The organism is Streptomyces sp. SAT1, from assembly GCF_001654495.1.
Taxonomy (GTDB): Bacteria; Actinomycetota; Actinomycetes; order Streptomycetales; family Streptomycetaceae; genus Streptomyces; species Streptomyces andamanensis.
Genome location: NZ_CP015849.1, coordinates 441159 through 458719 on the forward strand (window position 1 = coordinate 441159; position 17561 = coordinate 458719).

11 protein-coding genes are annotated in these 17561 nt (G+C 73.6%); 6 read left to right on the top strand and 5 right to left on the bottom strand.

Features of this window, described 5'->3' with window-relative positions; translation table 11 throughout:
- Together A8713_RS01790 and A8713_RS01795 are read left to right on the top strand one after the other, a co-directional pair.
- Positions 1–534 carry a GNAT family N-acetyltransferase gene (locus A8713_RS01790; RefSeq protein WP_064531078.1) on the top strand — a complete coding sequence of 178 codons (534 nt, stop codon included), beginning with the start codon at positions 1–3 and terminating at the stop codon, positions 532–534.
- The gene (locus A8713_RS01795) at positions 531–1853 is read left to right on the top strand and encodes an MFS transporter (protein WP_064531079.1); all 1323 of its coding nucleotides are present in this window, start codon (positions 531–533) and stop codon (positions 1851–1853) included. Before A8713_RS01790 ends, A8713_RS01795 begins: the two co-directional genes overlap by 4 nt.
- Here A8713_RS01795 and A8713_RS01800 read toward each other — a convergent pair.
- Positions 1843–5784: a glycoside hydrolase family 2 TIM barrel-domain containing protein gene (locus A8713_RS01800; protein ID WP_064537185.1), complete on the bottom strand. Its 3942-nt coding sequence runs from the start codon at positions 5782–5784 to the stop codon at positions 1843–1845. The two genes, A8713_RS01795 and A8713_RS01800, sit on opposite strands and share 11 nt — an antisense overlap.
- A 356-nt stretch (positions 5785–6140) precedes the next feature.
- On the opposite strand from A8713_RS01800, the gene A8713_RS01805 reads away from it, so the two are divergent.
- A complete protein-coding gene (locus tag A8713_RS01805) occupies positions 6141–7148 on the top strand; it encodes a bile acid:sodium symporter family protein (protein ID WP_064531080.1) in 1008 nt (335 codons plus the stop codon).
- Positions 7149–7163: 15 nt separating this feature from the next.
- Here the strand turns inward: A8713_RS01805 and A8713_RS01810 are convergent, their stop codons facing one another.
- Together A8713_RS01810 and A8713_RS01815 are read right to left on the bottom strand one after the other, a co-directional pair.
- Positions 7164–8276 carry a tetratricopeptide repeat protein gene (locus A8713_RS01810; protein WP_064531081.1) on the bottom strand — a complete coding sequence of 371 codons (1113 nt, stop codon included), beginning with the start codon at positions 8274–8276 and terminating at the stop codon, positions 7164–7166.
- A gap of 28 nt (positions 8277–8304) precedes the next feature.
- Positions 8305–9639, bottom strand: coding sequence for an ATP-binding protein (locus A8713_RS01815; protein WP_064531082.1), 1335 nt, complete (start codon positions 9637–9639; stop codon positions 8305–8307).
- Positions 9640–9750: 111 nt separating this feature from the next.
- On the opposite strand from A8713_RS01815, the gene A8713_RS01820 reads away from it, so the two are divergent.
- Together A8713_RS01820 and A8713_RS01825 are read left to right on the top strand one after the other, a co-directional pair.
- Complete coding sequence (locus A8713_RS01820) at positions 9751–10209, top strand: MarR family winged helix-turn-helix transcriptional regulator (RefSeq protein WP_079158799.1); 459 nt, start codon at positions 9751–9753, stop codon at positions 10207–10209.
- A 140-nt stretch (positions 10210–10349) separates the two neighbouring features.
- Complete coding sequence (locus tag A8713_RS01825; protein ID WP_064531084.1) at positions 10350–12071, top strand: MFS transporter; 1722 nt, start codon at positions 10350–10352, stop codon at positions 12069–12071.
- Positions 12072–12171: 100 nt separating this feature from the next.
- On the opposite strand, the gene A8713_RS01830 is transcribed toward A8713_RS01825, so the two are convergent.
- Positions 12172–13104 carry an aminoglycoside phosphotransferase family protein gene (locus tag A8713_RS01830; RefSeq protein ID WP_064531085.1) on the bottom strand — a complete coding sequence of 311 codons (933 nt, stop codon included), beginning with the start codon at positions 13102–13104 and terminating at the stop codon, positions 12172–12174.
- A 211-nt stretch (positions 13105–13315) separates the two neighbouring features.
- Between A8713_RS01830 and A8713_RS01835 the strand changes: the two genes are divergently transcribed.
- Positions 13316–16402: an NPCBM/NEW2 domain-containing protein gene (locus tag A8713_RS01835; protein WP_064531086.1), complete on the top strand. Its 3087-nt coding sequence runs from the start codon at positions 13316–13318 to the stop codon at positions 16400–16402.
- A 13-nt stretch (positions 16403–16415) separates the two neighbouring features.
- Here the strand turns inward: A8713_RS01835 and A8713_RS01840 are convergent, their stop codons facing one another.
- Positions 16416–17465 (bottom strand): LacI family DNA-binding transcriptional regulator, encoded by a 1050-nt coding sequence (locus A8713_RS01840; RefSeq protein ID WP_064531087.1) that lies wholly within the window; start codon positions 17463–17465, stop codon positions 16416–16418.
- Positions 17466–17561: the final 96 nt, after the last annotated feature.

Sequence of the window (17561 nt, forward strand, 5' to 3'; positions counted from 1 at the left end):
GTGGACCACGCAACGCGCGTCCGCGCCCTCGCCGACGCCGACTGGCCGCAGGTCGCCGCCCTGGAGGCGGCGGCCTACGCCGGCAGCGGCCTCACCGAGGGGCAGGCGGCGCTGGAGTCCCGGGGCCGCGTCTCGCCCGGCACCTGCTTCGTGCTCGACCTGGGCGACCGGCTCGGCGGGTACGTCCTGGCCCTGCCCTACCCGGAGGCGGCCTTCCCCGACCTGACCGCGCCGGAGCGGGCCGCCCACCGCACCGCCAACCTGCATCTGCACGATCTGGTCGTGGACGAGCGCCTGCGCGGCCGGGGCCTGGGCGCCCGGCTGGCCGGGCATCTCACCGCCGTCGCGGCGGACCGGGGCTTCGAGCGGATGTCGCTGGTCGCCGTCGCCGGGCTCGAAGGCTTCTGGCGCGGGCTCGGCTACCGGGCGCACCGCGACATCGAGGTCCCGTCCGGCTACGGCCCCCACGCGCTGTACATGTCCACCAGGGTGCCTGTGCGCGGCCCCTCCTACAGGAAAGAAGCGGGCCGATGACGGTGCTCCGCGTCCGTGACGAGTCGGCCCGCGCCAAGTGGGCCGTCGCGGCACTGTTCTGTTTCCTCGGCTTCCAGTACGCCACCTGGACGAGCCGGCTGCCCGCCCTCAAGAGCCGGCTCGACCTGTCCGAACAGGAGCTGGGCCTGCTGCTGATGGCCTGCGGGGTGGGCGCGGCGGTGTCCTTCCCGCTGGTCTCGTACCTCATGCGGCGGCTCGGCTCACGGCGGCTGTCGCTGGTGTCCGGGCTGTGCCTGGCGGTACTGCTCGCGGCCCTGTCGAAGGCGCCGGACTACCCGGTGGCACTGGTGATCATCTGCGCCGACGGGGTGGCCGTCGGCGCCCTGAACGTGGCCATGAACGCCCAGGGCGCCGCGCTGGAGAAGCGGTTCCGGCGCACGGTGATGTCCCAGTTGCACGCGACCTTCAGCGCGGGTCTGCTGGGCGCCGCGCTGCTGGCCTCCGGGGTGAACCTGCTGACCTCGGCCGTCACGGCGCACTTCGCCGTGGCGTTCGTCCTGCTGCTGGTGCTGCTGGCCTGCGCGCGGCGCGGCCTGCTCGACGAGCCCGAACCGGCCGCGGGGACGGCGCCCCAGGAGGCGGGTGCGGCCGAGGGCGCGGACGCGGCGGCGGACGCTCCCGCCGGGCGGCGCCGCAAGAGGCTGAGCCTGCCCGGACGCGCGACCCTGTGGATGGGCTGCGCGATGGTGTTCGGCACCATCACCGAGGGCGCCATGAACGACTGGTCCGCGCTCTACATGAAGGACATCGCCAAGGCGTCGGCGACCGTGGCGCCGTTGGGCATCGCCGTCGTCTCGGTCATGATGCTGCTGGCCCGTGTCTTCGCCGACCGCTGGCGCACCCGCTGGGGCGACGGCCGCGTGGTCGTCTGCGGGAGCGCCGTCGCGGGAGTCGGACTGGCCCTGGCGCTGCTGGCCGGCGGTGTCGTGCCGACCCTGCTCGGGTTCGCCTGCGTGGGCCTGGGCGCCGCCGCCGTCACCCCGTGCGTGTACGTGGCCGCCGCCGCGGGCGGTTCGGACGCGCTCGCGCTGGTGGCGGCCATGGGCACCACCGGTCTGCTGATCGGGCCCGCCCTGATCGGCTTCATCGCGGGCTGGGGCGGCCTGGTGGTCGGCATGTCCGCCGTGGCGGTCTCGGCGCTGATCGTCTCCCTCGCGGGCACCCGGATCAGCTGGAGCACCCACGCCCCGGCCGCCCCGGCGGCTGCTCCGGACGACCGGGCGGCCGGGGACCACCCGGTGGCCGGGGAGCCGCGGGCGGCCGAGGACCGGCCGGTCGCCGAGGGCCTCACTCCCTGAGTGTCGTCGCGGTCGGCCGGCGGGACGCGCCGGTCGCACCGCGGACACCGCTCAGCGGACGCAGCCGGTAGGTGTAGCGGTAGTCGCGGTCGGCGAGGAGCTTGTACTCGTCGTGGGTGTGCGCGCCCCAGCTGTTGTCGCCGCCCACGCCCATCTGGCGGTGGTTCAGCCGCAGGACGACCTCCTCGCGCGCGGTGAGCTGGTAGTCGTGGCGCGCGCCGAGCGACAGGTCCTCCGGGGTGAAGTGCGAGGCGTTGAACTCCAGCAGCGGTTCGCCGGAGGCGAGCAGGCCGTTGCCGTCGCCGTCGGTCAGCGCGACCCAGCGCACATCGGTCTTGTTGCCGTTCTCCTGCGGGCGGATGTACGGGGTCCACTGGCCGGACACGGTCCCGGAGTACAGCCCGACGTCCGTGCCGTCGTTGCGGTCCCAGTGGTTCTCCTCCGGGCCGCGCCCGTAGTAGTGGAGGTGCTCCAGGCGGCCGGGCAGGAGCAGCAGTGTGCCGACCTCCGGCAGGTAGGGCAGGCTCGCCGCGCCCGGGTGCAGGGTGTTGTCCACCTTGATCTCGGCGTTGCCGAACACGGTGTACGTGGTGGTGTAGGCCGAGGCGACGGTGGTGGGCAGGGTGCCGGTGACCGCGATCTCCACGGCCCGCTCGCCCAGGGCCCGTACGGCGACGCCGGTCACCGTGCGGCGGGCGCCGGCGTCGCGCCAGGTCTGGTTGCGGGTGTGCTGGCCGTTGCCGCGGTCGTTGTCGGTGGGGGCCCGCCAGAAGTTGGGTACGGGTCCCGAGGTGATCAGGCCGCGGCCGTGGGCCTCGTAGGAGGTGATGACGCCGGTGCTCCGGTCGACGGTCACCGAGAAGTCCCGGCCGGTGACGGTGATCGCGCGCCCGTCGTCCCGGTGGCGCAGGGCCGGGACGCTCTCCAGCGGCCGCGGGGTGACGGCCGGGCTGCCCGCGTCGACGGGGAGCTGTGCCCTGGCCACCTCGAACCCGGCGTCCGCCCACGGGGTGGACTCCCTTGTGGTGAAGGAGAGTTCGAGGAAGTACTCGGTGCCCGGGGCGGGTGCGGCGGGCAGGGCGAGGGGCACGGTGATGTCCTTGCGGGACAGCGGCGCCACATCGAGCTGCGCGCGGGTCAGTCTGCCGCGGCGCACCGCCTTCCCGTCCGCCACCAGGGTCCAACCGGCGTCGAATTCCCGGAGGTTGGTGAACAGGTACTCGTTGGTGAGAGTGAGCGCCCCGGAGGAGAGTGCCCCGGAGGTGAGCGCCCCGGTGCCCGCGGCCGGGCTCACGCCGATCGCCTGGTAGATCCGTTTGACCTCGGCCGCCTTGCCGGTGTGGCCGCGGTCGGCGGTGACGATCCCGTCGGCCTGGAAGTTCCCGTCGTTCGGGTTGTCGCCCCAGTCGCCGCCGTAGGCGAGGAACGTCCGCTCCCCGGACCGCTCGCGTCGCACCCCGGCGGTGGCGGCGTCGAACCAGAACCGTACGCCCTCGTCGCCCGGTGTGCGCGCGTCGGAGGCGAGTTCGGCCGCGCTCAGGGCGCGGGCGTACACCCGGGCCCGGCGGATGGTGCCGCTGAACGCACGGGTCGGGTTGTCCACGTCCCCGCCGAGCGCGAGCGGCGCCGTGTTGGAGCCGGGCCGCACGGTGGTGGCCCGGGTGGCGCGGGCCGCGCCGTCGACGTACAGGGTGAGGGTGCCGGCCCGGTCGTCGAAGACACCGGCGACGTGGTGCTCGGTCCCGGTCCAGCCGGCCGGCGGTTCCCAGCTCGCGGTGATCCACTGCCCGGCGGCGTGGATGAAGAACTCCAGCCGGGAGTCGGTCTGTTTCAGTGCGTACTGGGTGTCGCCCTTGGCGATCAGCGGCTGGTGGTAGCCGGTCACGCGCGGGGTGATCCACGCCTCCAGGGTGAGGGAGCCGGTGAGGTCGAGGCGGTCGTCGCGGCCGAAGACGGTGGTGCCGCAGACGCCCTCGCCGCGGGTGAAGCCCGCGTGGGCCGGCAGCACCTCGCCGGTGAGCGCGGCCGGTCCCGTCTCGGTGAGCGAAGTGCGTTCGGGGGTGGGCCAGTTCAGGCCCTGGTCGACGAAGTCCCAGATCCAGCCGCCCTGGAGCACGTCGTGGCGACGGACGATGTCCCAGTACTTCTTGAAGTTGCCGTTCGAGTTCCCCATCGCGTGGCAGTACTCGATCATGACGTACGGCCGGGTGTCGCCCGTGTCCCTGGCGCGTTCCTCGATCCGGGCGGGGCTCTCGTACATGGCGGAGCGGATGTCGCTGATCCCCGGCCGGTCGTCGCCCTCGTACTGGATGACCCGGGTGGTGTCGTAGGAGCGGATCCAGTCGTGCATGGCGACGAAGGTGCTGCCGCCGCCCGCCTCGTTGCCCAGGGACCAGATGACGACGCAGGCGTGGTTCTTGTCGCGGTGCACCATGTTCTGCGCGCGGGCGACACAGGCGCGGGTCCAGTCGGGGTGGTCGCCGGGGAAGCGGTCGCGGATGCCGTGTGTCTCCAGGTTGGTCTCGTCCACCAGGTACAGCCCGTACTCGTCGGCCAGTTCGAGCCAGTGCGGGTTGTTGGGGTAGTGCGAGGTGCGGACGCTGTTCATGTTCAGCCGCTTGATGGTCCGGATGTCCTCGGCCATGTCCGCGCGGGTCAGTGCCGTGCCCCGGTCGGGGTGCATCTCGTGGCGGTTGGTGCCGCGCAGCGAGACGGGCTTGCCGTTGATGCGCATCAGCCCGTCCCGCAGGGCGAACTCGCGCAGGCCCACCCGGTGCGAGAGGGTCTCGGTCACCTTGCCCGCCGGGTCGCGCAGCCGCAGCACGGCGGTGTACAGCTCGGGGTGCTCGGCCGACCACAGCCGGGGCGCGGGGACGGCCCGGGAGCCGTGCACCGTCACGTCCTGCCCGGCGGGCACGGAGCCGAGGTCCGCGCTCTGCTCCAGCGGGCGCGGCCAGACGGCGTGTCCGCGCGGGTCGTACAGCTGGGTCTCCACGGTGTACCGGCCCTCGCGCGCGCCGCCGTAGGCCCGTACGCTCGCGGTCACCGCCAGGTCGGCGGCGGTGTACCCGTCGCGCAGCGGGGTCTCCAGCCTGAAGTCGCGCAGATGCACGTCGGGCGTGGAGTACAGATAGACCGAGCGGAAGATGCCGCTCACCCGGATCATGTCCTGGTCCTCCAGCCAGTCGCCGTCCGAGTAGCGGTACACCTCGACGGCGATCTGGTTGGTGCCCGGCTCCAGGTACGGCGTGATGTCGTACTCGGCGGGGGTGTACGAGTCCTCGTGGTAGCCCGCCAGCTTGCCGTTGATCCACACGTAGTGCGCGGACTTGACTCCTTCGAAGTGCAGGAACGTCCGCCGTCCCGCCCAGTCGCGCGGCACGGTGAAGGTGCGCCGGTAGCGGCCCACGGGGTTGTGGCGGGTGGGCGCGGCGGGCGGCTGCGGCTCCTCGCCCAGGCCGTTGGCTCCCCAGTAGGGGTAGGTGATGTTGACGTAGATCGGGACGTCGTGGCCGTGCGTCTGCCACACCGAGGGGACGGGGAGGGTGTCCCAGGAGGAGTCGTCCAGGTCGGTGCGGTAGAAGGTGTCGTCGCCCTGGTCGGGGCGGGCGGACCAGGAGAAGCGCCAGGTCCCGTCGAGGCTCTGCCGGTACGGGGAGCGGGTGCGGTCGGCCTTGAGCGCCTGGTCCGTGCCGGCGTAGGGCATGAGCGTGGTGTGCGGGGGCTCGGTCCCGAGCCGGAAGACGTCGATGTGGCCGTTCCACTCCGCGCCGGTGGCCGTCGGCCCGTCGCCGGTGGCCGCGGACGCCGGGCCCGGGAGCGCGGGCACGGCGAGGGCTCCGAGGACCGCGGCTCCCGCTCCGATCAGACGGCGGCGGCTGACGGCCGGCCGGGCGGGACCGTGCGCGGCGGGCGGGTGCGGGTGCTGCATGACCATGGCCTTCCTCGATGCTGGACAGTGCGCCGCCGTGGGGAGCGGAGCGCCGGCAACTGTCCGATGCTGTTGGTAAACCGAACACGAGCTTTCGTCGGTCGCCGGGTCGGCGACAGGAGCGATGTCGGTGTGTCGAACGGAAGTTGACGCCGGTGCAGATCGCTGACGCTGGTGGCAGAGGGGGCTGTGGAACCAGGCACACCCTAGGACCCGGACGCAACCGAGGCAATGATGCTGTCGGACTGTGTTCGTTCTTGGTGAACGGCCGGGAGCGTACCGGTCCACCTGACCACCGCGTCCGAATGATGAGACGGCGTTGCCGCATATTGATACATGGTATTTACATGCATCTTATGCGCAGCCCAGACACCCCGACCGCCCCCACCGGTACCCCCACGCCTCCGGCCGGGACCTCCCCCGCCGACCGCGCCGCCCGCCGGGCCGTCACCGTCTTCCCCGTCCTCGTCATCGCCGCGGGCGCCGCCGGTCTCGCCTTCCCCGGCGCCTTCGCCGGATACGGCACCGACGTGCCCTATCTGCTCGGCGTGATCATGTTCTGCATGGGGCTCACCATGTCCCTGGAGGACTTCAAGGGCGTGGCGCGCCGGCCGTGGGTGGTGCTGCTCGGTCTGGCCGCCCACTACGTGATCATGCCGGGACTCGGCTGGCTGATCGCGCACCTGCTGCACCTGTCGCCCGCGCTCGCCGCCGGTGTCATCCTCGTCGGCTGCGCGCCCAGCGGCACCGCCTCCAACGTGGTCACCTACCTGGCCCGCGGCGACGTGGCCCTGTCGGTCTCCGTGGCGACCGTCTCCACCGTGCTGGCCCCGTTGCTGACCCCGCCGCTCACCCTGCTGCTCGCGGGCCAGTACCTGCCCGTCGACGCGGGCTCGATGGTGACCGACATCCTCAAGACGGTGCTGCTGCCCGTGCTCGGCGGTGTGGTGGTGCGCCTGGTCGCCGGGCGGTACATCGGCCGGGTGCTCGGCGCCATGCCGTGGCTGTCCTCGCTGGCCATCGCCGCGATCGTCGCGGTGGTCGTCGCGGGCAGCGCGCACGCCCTGAGGTCCGCCGCCCTCACCGTCCTGCTGGCGGTCGTGCTGCACAACGGCTGCGGGCTCGCCCTCGGCTACGGCTGCGGCAGGCTCACCCGGCTCGGCCGGCCCGCCTCCCGCGCGATGGCCTTCGAGGTCGGCATGCAGAACTCCGGCCTCGCCGCCTCGCTCGCCACCGCCCACTTCAGCCCGCTGGCCGCCCTGCCCGCCGCCGTCTTCTCCGTCTGGCACAACATCTCCGGCGCGCTGGTCGCCGCCTGGATGGCGCGCCGCACACCCGGTGCCGCGGGCGCCGCCGAAGGGTGAGCCCCGGCGCGGAGCTCAGCCCGTCTTCCGGTCGAACCAGAGCGTCACGAAGGTGGGCAGCAGGCCCGCCCAGAACAGGAACTCGGGCACGGTGCGCTCCGTCCACGGCACCTGGGTGAGCAGCAGGGCGCAGACCATCGCCCAGGCGGCCTGGCCCAGGACGATCCGCGGCCACGGACGGCGGCGGACCAGCGAGACCAGATTGATCCGCACGCCCGCGCGCAGCCTGCGGTAGCGCAGCAGCGCGCCCACGCCCCAGATCACCGCCATCGGAACGAGGTCCCACAGCCGCTGCCCCGGCGAGAGGGGCAGCGCGCGGGAGGTGTCCGAGGAGAACAGCCCGACACCGGCGCCGGCGAGCGCCACACAGAGCAGGGCGAGCCAGCGGGTCCCGCGCAGCAGGCGGTAGGAGGCGTGGTCCAGGCCCTGCCGCAGGGCGGCGGAGCCGGGGGTGACGGCGAGCGCGTCCGCGTACAGGGCGGCCGCCTCGGCGGCCCTGACACCGGCCGCGCTCGCCACCTTGCGGGTGCGCCTGGCCAGCGCCTCCGGGTGCTGCGGGTCGAGCCGCAGGATCGCCCGGTCCAGCGCGTCGGCGGCGGCCGCGTCGCCCGACAGCCGGGCGATCAGCTGGGCGACCTCATGGGCGTACACCTCCTCCGGACCCAGCCGCAGCGCCTCGCGCGCGAGGGCGGCCGGCTCCGCGGCCAGTTCGGTCAGGTCCCGCGCCTCCAGCTGTCCGCCCCTGGCCTGGCCGCGGCGGACCAGCCGGGCCCGGAAGACGAGGTCGGCGAGCCGGGCGTACGGGTACCAGTGGTGCGGGGCGAGGCGCACCGCCGCGCGCAGCGCCTCCTCGGCCTCCTCGAAGCGGCCGTCGACGTGCCGCAGCACGGTGCCGCGCAGGATCAGCGCGTCGACGTACTGCGGGTCGGCGCCGAGCGCCTCGTCGCAGGCGTCGAGGGCTTCGCGGTGCCGCTGGAGGGCGTGCCGGGCGCGGCCGAGCAGCAGCCAGGCGCGGGCGTCGTCGGGGTACTCGGCGAGATGGCCGCCCAGCAGGGCCGCGGCCTCCTCGTACCGCCCGAGGCCCAGGAGCCCGTCGGCCCGGCCGACCGCCGGGTGTGCGGTGGTCACGGCCGGTCCGCTCCCCTCCGGACGGCGGTCACAGCTTCCGCTTCTTCTTCAGATAGGCGACCAGGTCGTCGTACATGCCGCCCTCGTTGGCGAACATCGCCACGTTGCGGGCCGAGGCGAACCAGGGGCCGGTGGAGGGCACCACGTCCTGGGCCGCGGCCAGCAGGTCCTTCGTGCCGATCATCCGGACGGTGCCGGTGCGCGCGGAGTCGAGCAGGGCGCGCTCGGCGGCGGCCTCGCACACATGGGCGAGGTCGGCCCCGGAGAAGCCGTCGGTGGCCTTGGCCAGGCGGCCCAGGTCGATGTTCTCGACGGGTCGTTCGCGCAGGTGGTAGCGGAGGACCGCCTCGCGCGCCGGGGCGTCGGGCGGCAGGACGAGCAGGGTGCGGTCCAGGCGTCCGGGGCGGCGCAGGGCGAGGTCCACGTCCCAGGGGACGTTGGTCGCGGCGAGCACGAACACCCCTTCGTTGGCCGCCGAGTCGATGCCGTCCAGCTCGGTGAGCAACTGGTTGACGGTGTTGCGCATGCCGCTGTGCGCGGTGCGGCTGCGCTTGGCACCGAGCGCGTCCAGTTCGTCGAGGAAGACCACGCAGGGCGCCTGGCGGCGGGCCGTTTCGAAGATCTCGTGCATGTTGCGCTCGGAGTTGCCGACCCACATGTCCAGGACGTCGTTGACGGACACGGACAGGAAGCCCGCGCCGAGTTCACCGGCGACCGCGCGGGCGATGAACGTCTTGCCGCAGCCGGGCGGCCCGTACAGCAGCAGTCCGCCGCGCAGGCTCTTGCCGTAGAGCCTGCGCAGTCCGGGGTTGCGCATGGGCGCGAGGAAGGCCGCCTCCAGCCGGTCCTTGACCTCCCGCATCCCGCCGACGTCGGCGAGGCGCACGGTGCCGGGCGCGTCCACGTCCCAGGCGCCGGCGCCGCCCGGGTCGTCCTGCCCGTCGGCGGCCGACGGGGTCTCGGCGAAGCGCGGCGGCACGATGTCGCCGACCTGCTCCTCGGCCGCCCGCCAGTCGAAGCCCTCCGGAGCGGGCGGCCGGGGCTCCTGCGGCGCGGCGGACTCCTGCGCGGGCGCGGACGGGAGCCCGGCCGGGGTCGGCGACTCGGAGGCGGCCGGCGGCTCGGAGGTGGGCGCGGGCGCGGACGCGGGCTGCTGCGGCATGCCCATGGCGCGCGCCATCAGCTCCCGGGCCTGGGCGTCGCCGGGCGCGTGCTGGAGGGCCACGGCGACCTCGGCGACCGCCGCGTCGCACCGGCCCGCGCCGAGGAGCAGTTCGGCCAGGTGCAGGCGCAGGGGTACGTCCGCGGGTGCCGCCGCGACGGCCGATCGCAGGCTCTGGATCAAGGGAGAGTCTTCCGCCATGGCGTCCAGCCTACGGAGGCCGTGATCACCGCCCGCGCCCCGCCCCCGGGTCCGCTCCCGGCCCGCCCCGCGAATTTTGCTTCACCGTACACGTAGATGCATAATGTGCTTATGCATAAGCGGGTTATGGACCAGCCGGAGGCGGACGCGACCGCCGAGGACCTGATGACCGCCGTGGAGCAGATGGTCCGGTACGTGCGCCAGAGCGCCACGGCCGGCGGTCTGAGCACCGCGGCCTCCATGGCGCTCGGGCGGCTGGGCCGCGAGGGGCCGCAGCGGCTCACCGAACTCGCCCGCGCCGAGAACGCCTCGCAGCCCAACATGACCCAGCTCGTCACCCGTCTGGAGCGCGCGGGCCTGGTGCGGCGCACCGCCGACCGGACCGACGGCCGGGGCGTCCTGGTGGAGGCCACCGAGACCGGCCTGGAGGTCTACCGGCAGCGGCGGGCCGAGCGGATGCGGGCCCTGGAACGGCTCGTCGGCGAACTGACCGGGCCCGAGCAGCACGCGGTGCGCGTCGCCCTGCCCGCGCTGGCCCGCGCCGTCCAGGACCGGCCCGCGCCTTCCTGACACGCACCTCCCCGGCGTGCGCCGGACCGGCCCGTGCCGTACGGGCGCGGCGCACCCGCCCCCGTTCCGCCAGAGCGGCGGCCCGCCCCGCCGGGCCCCGAGAGCGTTCCATCGACACACCCGAGTGGAGAGAAGCGGTAATGAGTGCACCGCACGGAAAGACGGCCAGCCCGTTCCGGCAGCCGAAGGCCGTCTGGGCCGTGGCGTTCGCCTGCGTGATCTCGTTCATGGGGATCGGCCTGGTCGACCCGATCCTGCCCGCCCTGGCGGAGAGCCTGCACGCCACGCCGAGCCAGGTCTCGCTGCTGTTCAGCAGCTATCTGATCGTCACCGCCGTGGCGATGCTGTTCGTCGGCTGGTTCTCCAGCCGCTTCGGCGCCAAGCGCACCCTCGTCATAGGTCTGGCCGTCATCGTCGTCTTCGCGGCGCTGGCCGGCTGCACCGGCTCCATCGACGGCATCGTCGGCTTCCGGGCCGGCTGGGGCCTCGGCAACGCCCTGTTCATCGCGACCTCGCTGGCCGTGATCGTCGCCTCCGCCAGCGGCGGCTTCGCGGGCGCGATCATCCTGTACGAGACCGCGCTCGGCCTCGGCATCGCGGTCGGCCCGCTGCTCGGCGGCGAACTGGGCGCCGTCAGCTGGCGCGGCCCGTTCTTCGGCGTGGCCGTCCTCATGGCCATCGCGCTGGTCGCCACCCTCGTCTTCGTGCCCTCGCTGCCCAAGCCGAAGCGGCCCACCTCGCCGCTCGCCCCGCTCAAGGCGCTGCGCCACCGCGGGCTGCTGACCATGGGCATCATGGCGCTGCTGTACAACTGGGGCTTCTTCACGATGCTCGGCTACGCGCCGTACCCGATGAAGCTGAACGCCCATGAACTCGGGCTCGTCTTCACCGGCTGGGGCCTGCTGGTCGCCGCGTTCAGCGTCTTCTTCGCGCCCCGCCTCCAGGCGCGTTACGGCACCGCACCGGTCCTGTACGCCAACCTGCTGGGCCTCGGCATCGTGATGGCGGTCATCGCGGCCGGGGTGTCCACCCCCACCGTCGTCATCGTCGCGGTCATCGTCAGCGGCGCGTTCATCGGCATCAACAACACCCTCACCACCCAGGCGGTCATGCTCGTCTCGCCGGTCGAGCGCCCCGTTGCCTCCTCCGCGTACGGCTTCCTGCGCTTCATCGGCGGCGGCCTGGCGCCCTACGTCGCCGGGAAGCTGGCCGACGCCACCGACCTCAGCGTCCCCTTCTACCTGGGCGCCGCCACCTTCCTGCTCGCCATCCCGGTCCTCGCCAGCGGACACGGGCTGCTGCGCCGGGCCGAGGCGCACACCGGTGAGGGGGAGCCCGTGACGCCGGCGCTCACCCCCGTGGGCACCCCGGCCGCGGCCGGTGCCCGGCCGGTCGTCGTCGCCGTCGGCGCCCATGACGGGGCCGCCGCCGTCGTCGACGCCGCCGCCCGCATCGCCCGTGACACCGGCAGCCCGCTGGAGGTCGTGCACGTCGAGGAGACGGCCGTGGTGGAGGAGCAGGCCGTCGACACCGAGTCCGACGAGCGGGCGCGGGCCACGGTCACCGCCCACCTCGACCGGCTCGCCGCCCAGGGGGTCGCCGCCTCCGGCCAGATCCTGACCGGCGTCGGCGACCACGCCGCCGCGGGCCGCGCCCTGGCCCGGCACGCCGCCGGAGTCGGGGCGCGCGCGGTCGCCGTGGGCCGCTCGCCGCGCGGGCCGCTCGCGCAGTTCGCCGACGGCAGCTTCACCGCCGCCCTCACCCGCGCCGCCGAGTGCACGGTCGTCCTCGTCGACGCCGACAGCGCTCCCCGGGAGCTGACCGAGGACGCGCTGAGCGAGCTGCGCGACAGCGTGGTCTGACCCGGCCGGTCCGGTACCGCACGGGCCGCGGCGCACCCGGGCGCCGCGGCCCGCCGGTGTCCCCGGGCCCTCCCCGCGCGCCCTGCGGACTCCGCGGGCTCTACGCTCCCTCGGCGAGCAGTTCCGCCAGCACCTCGGCGAACGCCGTGATCCGGTCGAGCTCCGCTCCCCGGCGGGCCATCCGGAACCCATGGCGGCGCCCCCAGAACGCCGCCTGGACGGCGTGGAGCTGGGCCCACCGCCGGACGCGTGCGCGGTCGAGTCCCGCGGCCTCGGAGAAGACGTCCACGATCCGCCGCGCGGCCCTGCCGAGGTCGTCGGCACCGATGAGGGACAGCGCCCGGGACTTGAGCAGTGTCCCGCCGTCGTGGGCGGGATCCCCCGCGTATCCCTTGGGGTCGACGGCGAGCCACGGTTCCCGCTCGCCGGGCAGGATGTTCCCGGCGTGCAGGTCCCCGTGGACGAGCAGCTCCGGCTGGGCGCGGCCCTGTTCACGGACGGTGGCGAGCGCCGCGCCCAGCGTCCTCGGCGCGAGGCGGTGCGGCAACTCCCGGGCGTCCGCTTCCAGTTGTGCCTCCCACTCGGGGACGCGGTCAGCGAGCCGGGGCAGCCCCGGCGGTGCCGGGACGGCCAGCCGTCGGCTGAGCCGGCCCGCGACCGCCACCAGTTCGTCGCCGTCCGCGAGCCGGCCCAGGGGCGTGGTCCCGGCCCGCTCCAGCAGCAGCGCGTAGCGCGCGTCGTCGCGCGCGTGCAGCAGGACGGCGCCACGCCCGCGCCAGGCGGCGAACGCGTCCGGCTCATGGACGTTGCCGGGGTGCGGAAAGGACACCTTGAGCACGGCGGGCCGCCCGCCGGGCCGGAGCACGGGGACCACCAGCCCGACTCCCCCGTGCAGCACCGCCCCGTCGAGCACGCACCCCCAGCGCCGCATCAGCTCTTCCGCCAGCGCGGGCAGCCGGGCGATCCAGGCCGCCCCGGGCGCCCCCTCGCGCTCGACGGTGGCCCGGGCCAGGGCCTCCGGAATCACGATCATCCGTGCACCCTACCGGCGGCCCCGCGCACTGCCGGGAACCGGCAATTCCCTTACCGGGAAAGGCCCGTCGAACGGGTCGGTGCGCACTCTGGTCAGCGGGACGGCGGTGCGCTATACCTTCTTCGCGTGATTGATTCTGCTTGTTTGAGCATCTTACCAAGCACGTTCAATCATCATTGTCCGGTTCAGTGACGTGTGCGAAGGGATCGACATGACCGCTCCACCCCGCAGACGCAAGGCCCGCCGCTCCTCGGGGGCGGCACTGGCGGCCGCGGCCGTGCTCGCGGTGCTCGCGACCACGGCCGGCCCCTCGGCACCGGCCCTGGCGGCCGAATCGGCCGGCACCGCGGCCTCCTCCGTGATCGGCGCGGTCACCGGCTTCTCGCACTCCGGCGCCGCCTACACGTTCACGGCGGGCACGGCCAAGGCCCGGGTCACCTTCGTCACGGCCGACACCTTCCGCATCGAGGTCGCCCCCGACGGCACGTTCACCGACCCGGTCGGCGCCGACATCGTGCTGCCCCAAGGCAAGGCGCCCGCCACCCGCTGGCGCGACCGCGGCGACCGATACGAGCTGTCCACGGACAAGGTGACCCTGCGCGCGTACAAGTCCGCGCTGCGGTTCGGCCTGTACCGCGCCGACGGCACCCGGCTGTGGGAGGAGTCGCGCGGCATCAGCTGGGACGGCACCTCCACCACCCAGACCCTGGCGCGCGGCGCCGACGAGCAGTTCTACGGCACGGGCGAGCAGAACGGCAGCGGCAACACCTCGCACCGCGGCAAGACGCTCCAGGTCGGCGTCGACTACAACTGGAACGAGGGCGGCCACCCCAACTCGGTGCCGTTCTACCTCTCCTCGGCGGGCTACGGCGTCTACCGCAACACCTACGCGCCCGGCACCTACGCCTTCACCGACCCGGTCACCACCACCGAGCGGGAGAACCGCTTCGACGCCTACTACTTCGCCGGGAACTCCACCAAGGACGTCATCGGCCAGTACACCAAGCTGACCGGCCGCCCGATGCTCCCGCCGGTCTACGGCCTGGAGGTGGGCGACTCGGACTGCTACCTGCACAACGCCAACCGCGGCGAGCGGCACACCCTGGACTCGCTCAAGGTCGCCGACGACTACGCCAAGAACGACATGCCGCTGGGCTGGATGCTCGTCAACGACGGCTACGGCTGCGGCTACGAGAACCTCGCCGAGACCGCCAAGGGCCTCAACTCCCGCAAGACGCAGCTGGGTCTGTGGACCGAGGACGGCCTGGACAAGCTGGCCGACCAGGTCAAGGCGGGCCAGCGGGTGGCCAAGCTGGACGTGGCCTGGGTCGGCGACGGCTACAAGTTCGCGCTGGACGGCTGCAAGGCCGCCTACCAGGGCATCGAGGACAACAGCGACGCGCGCGGCTTCACCTGGGCCCCGGAGAGCTGGTCGGGCGCGCAGCGCTGCGGAGTGCAGTGGAGCGGCGACCAGTCCGGCAGCTGGGACTACATCCGCTGGCAGATCCCGACGTACGCGGGCGCCACCATGTCGGGGCTGGCCTACACCTCCGGTGACGTGGACGGCATCTTCGGCGGCAGCGCCAAGACGTACACCCGCGACCTGCAGTGGAAGTCCTTCCTGCCGGCCGTGATGACCATGGACGGCTGGGCCGCCAAGGACAAGCAGCCCTACCAGTACGGCGAGCCGTACACCAGCATCAACCGCAAGTACCTGAAGCTCAAGGAATCGCTGCTGCCGTACATGTACACGTACGCGGCCGAGGCCAACCGCACCGGCGTCGGCGCCGTGCGTCCGCTGGCGCTGGAGTACCCCGACGACCCGAAGGCGGCGGGCGACGCCGCCAAGTACGAGTTCCTGACCGGCAAGGACTTCCTGGTCGCGCCGGTCTACAGCGACACCTCGGTCCGCGACGGCATCTATCTGCCCAAGGGCGACTGGGTGGACTACTGGACCGGCAGGACGTACCACGGGCCGGTCACCGTGAACGGCTACCAGGCGCCCCTGGACACCCTGCCGCTGTTCGTCAGGGCGGGTGCCGCGATCCCGATGTGGCCGGGCGTCAACTCCTACCAGGACCGCACCGCCGGCTCCCCGCTGGCCTGGGACGTCTACCCGCAGGGCCGCAGCACCTTCACCCTGTACGAGGACGACGGCGTCACCCGGCAGCACCGCGCCGGGAAGTACGGCGAGCAGCCGGTGACGGTGACCGCCCCGCGCAGCGGCGCCGGGTCCGTGCGCATCGCGGTCGGCGCCGAGTCCGGTGACTTCACCGGCAAGCAGAAGAGCCGCCCGTACGCCTTCACCGTGCACACCGGTTCGGCCCCGGCCCACGTGGGTCTGGACGGCCGGACGCTGCCCCGTCTCACCTCGAAGGCCGCCTTCGACGCGGCCGGCCAGGGCTGGTGGTACGACCCCTCCGACCGGGCCGGGGTCGTGCAGGTGAAGACCCGCGCGCTGAGCACCGCGCACGGCTTCCGGATCGACCTCGCCGGGGCGAGCGCGCTGGGCGGCAAGGTGCCCGGGGCCACCGGAGACGTCACGGTCACCGCGCCCGAGGAGCTGGGCGCCGGAGTGTCCGCCGAGGTGAACGTGGACTTCACGGCGGGACGCACCGGCGCCACCGCGACCCGGCTGTCCCTGACCGCGCCCGAGGGCTGGACGGTGTCACCGGCCAAGGAGCTGGGCCGCGTCGCGCCGGGCCGCCGGGTGAGCGCGCGGTTCACCGTGACCGCCCCGGCCGGTGCCACGGCGGGCGAGGCCGTGCTGAGCGGCGGCGCGCGCTACCGGGCGGCGGGCGAGGAGCACACCGCCACCGCGCGGACCGCGCTGCGCACCATGCCCGCGCCGCCCAAGGGCGACAGCTGGGCCAGTGACCTGGCCTGGCTGGGCTCGACCAACGGCTACGGACCGGCCGAACGCGACCGGAGCAACGGCGAGTCGGCGGCGGGCGACGGCCGTCCGCTCACCCTGAACGGGACCACGTACGCCAAGGGCATCGGGGTGCACGCGGACTCCGACATCGAGTTCTGGCTCGGCGGGCAGTGCTCCTCGCTGACCGCGACCGCCGGTGTCGACGACGAGATCAACGGCTACGGCGGGGTGTCCTTCTCGGTCGTCGCCGACGGCAAGAAGGTGTGGTCCTCCCCCACCGTCAGCGGCGCCTCGGACCCGCTGTCGGTGAACGTGCCGCTGACCGGGGCCCGCCATGTCCACCTGGTGGTGACCGACACGGACGGCACCAAGTCCGGTGACCACGGGGACTGGGCGGACGCGAAGTTCCACTGCGCGGGCTGACCGGTCCGCCGCACTACGGTGCCCCGGCCCCCCGGGCCGGGGCACCGGCCTGTGCGGTGCTGGCCCGGACGATCAACTGCGGGTCCACCGAAGCCGGTTCGGGCACCGCGCCCGGGTCGGCGATCAGCCGCAGCAGATGCGCCACGGCGAGCGTGCCCATCTGGCTGAACGGCTGGGCGACGGTGGTCAGGGACGGCGAGCAGTACTCGGCCAGCTCGATGTCGTCGACCCCGACCACGGAGATGTCCTCGGGCACCCGGCGCCCCAGCTCGTGCAGGGCCCGGATGGCGCCGAAGGCCATCTCGTCGCTGGCGACGAACACCGCCGTGGCGTCCGGGATCCGGCCCAGGATCAGCCCGTTGCGGTAGCCGGAGGCCGGGGACCAGTCGCCCTCCAGCGGCGGCGGCACCGGCCGGCCCGCCTCCTGGAGGGTGCTGCGCCAGCCGTCGCGCCGCGCCGCGGCCTCCAGCCACTCCTCGGGGCCCGCGATGTGCCAGACCGTGTCGTGGCCGAGGTCGAGCAGATGCCGGGTGGCCAGCCGGGCGGCCAGGCCCTGGTCGATGGCGACGACCTCGGTGGCGTCGGTGCGCGAGCCGTCGATGGTGATGGTGGGCGTGGCCCGGGTGAGCTGCTCGATGCGCGGGCTGCCGTGGATCAGCGGCACCGACAGGATGACGCCCTCCACGTCCTGGTCGGCCAGGCGGGACAGGGCGGACTCGATGGCGGAGGTGTCCAGCGAGGTGGTGGTCGCGGTGCTGACCGCGTACCCGGCGGCCTGAGCGGCGTGCTCGATGCCCGAGGTGACGGCGGCCCGCGAGTAGAAGTTCGTCTGGAGCGTCACCACGCCGATGGTGCGGCTGCGGCCCGAGGAGAGCATGCGGGCCGCGTTGTTGCGGCGGTAGCCGAGCTGCTCCACCGCGGTCAGGACCTTGGCGCGCGTCTTCTCCTGCACATTGGGGTGGCCCGACAGCACCCGGGAGACGGTCTGCGCCGACACCCCCGCCACCCGGGCCACGTCCGCCATCCCCGGCGGCCGTCCCCCGCCGTCCTTGAGCTTCGCCATGGGTTCCTTCCTCGTACCGGACGTCGATGATATCGCCCACACGGCCGTTCATCAGCTCTTTCACCGGGTCGGGGCTTTCCCTGGACCCCACTATTG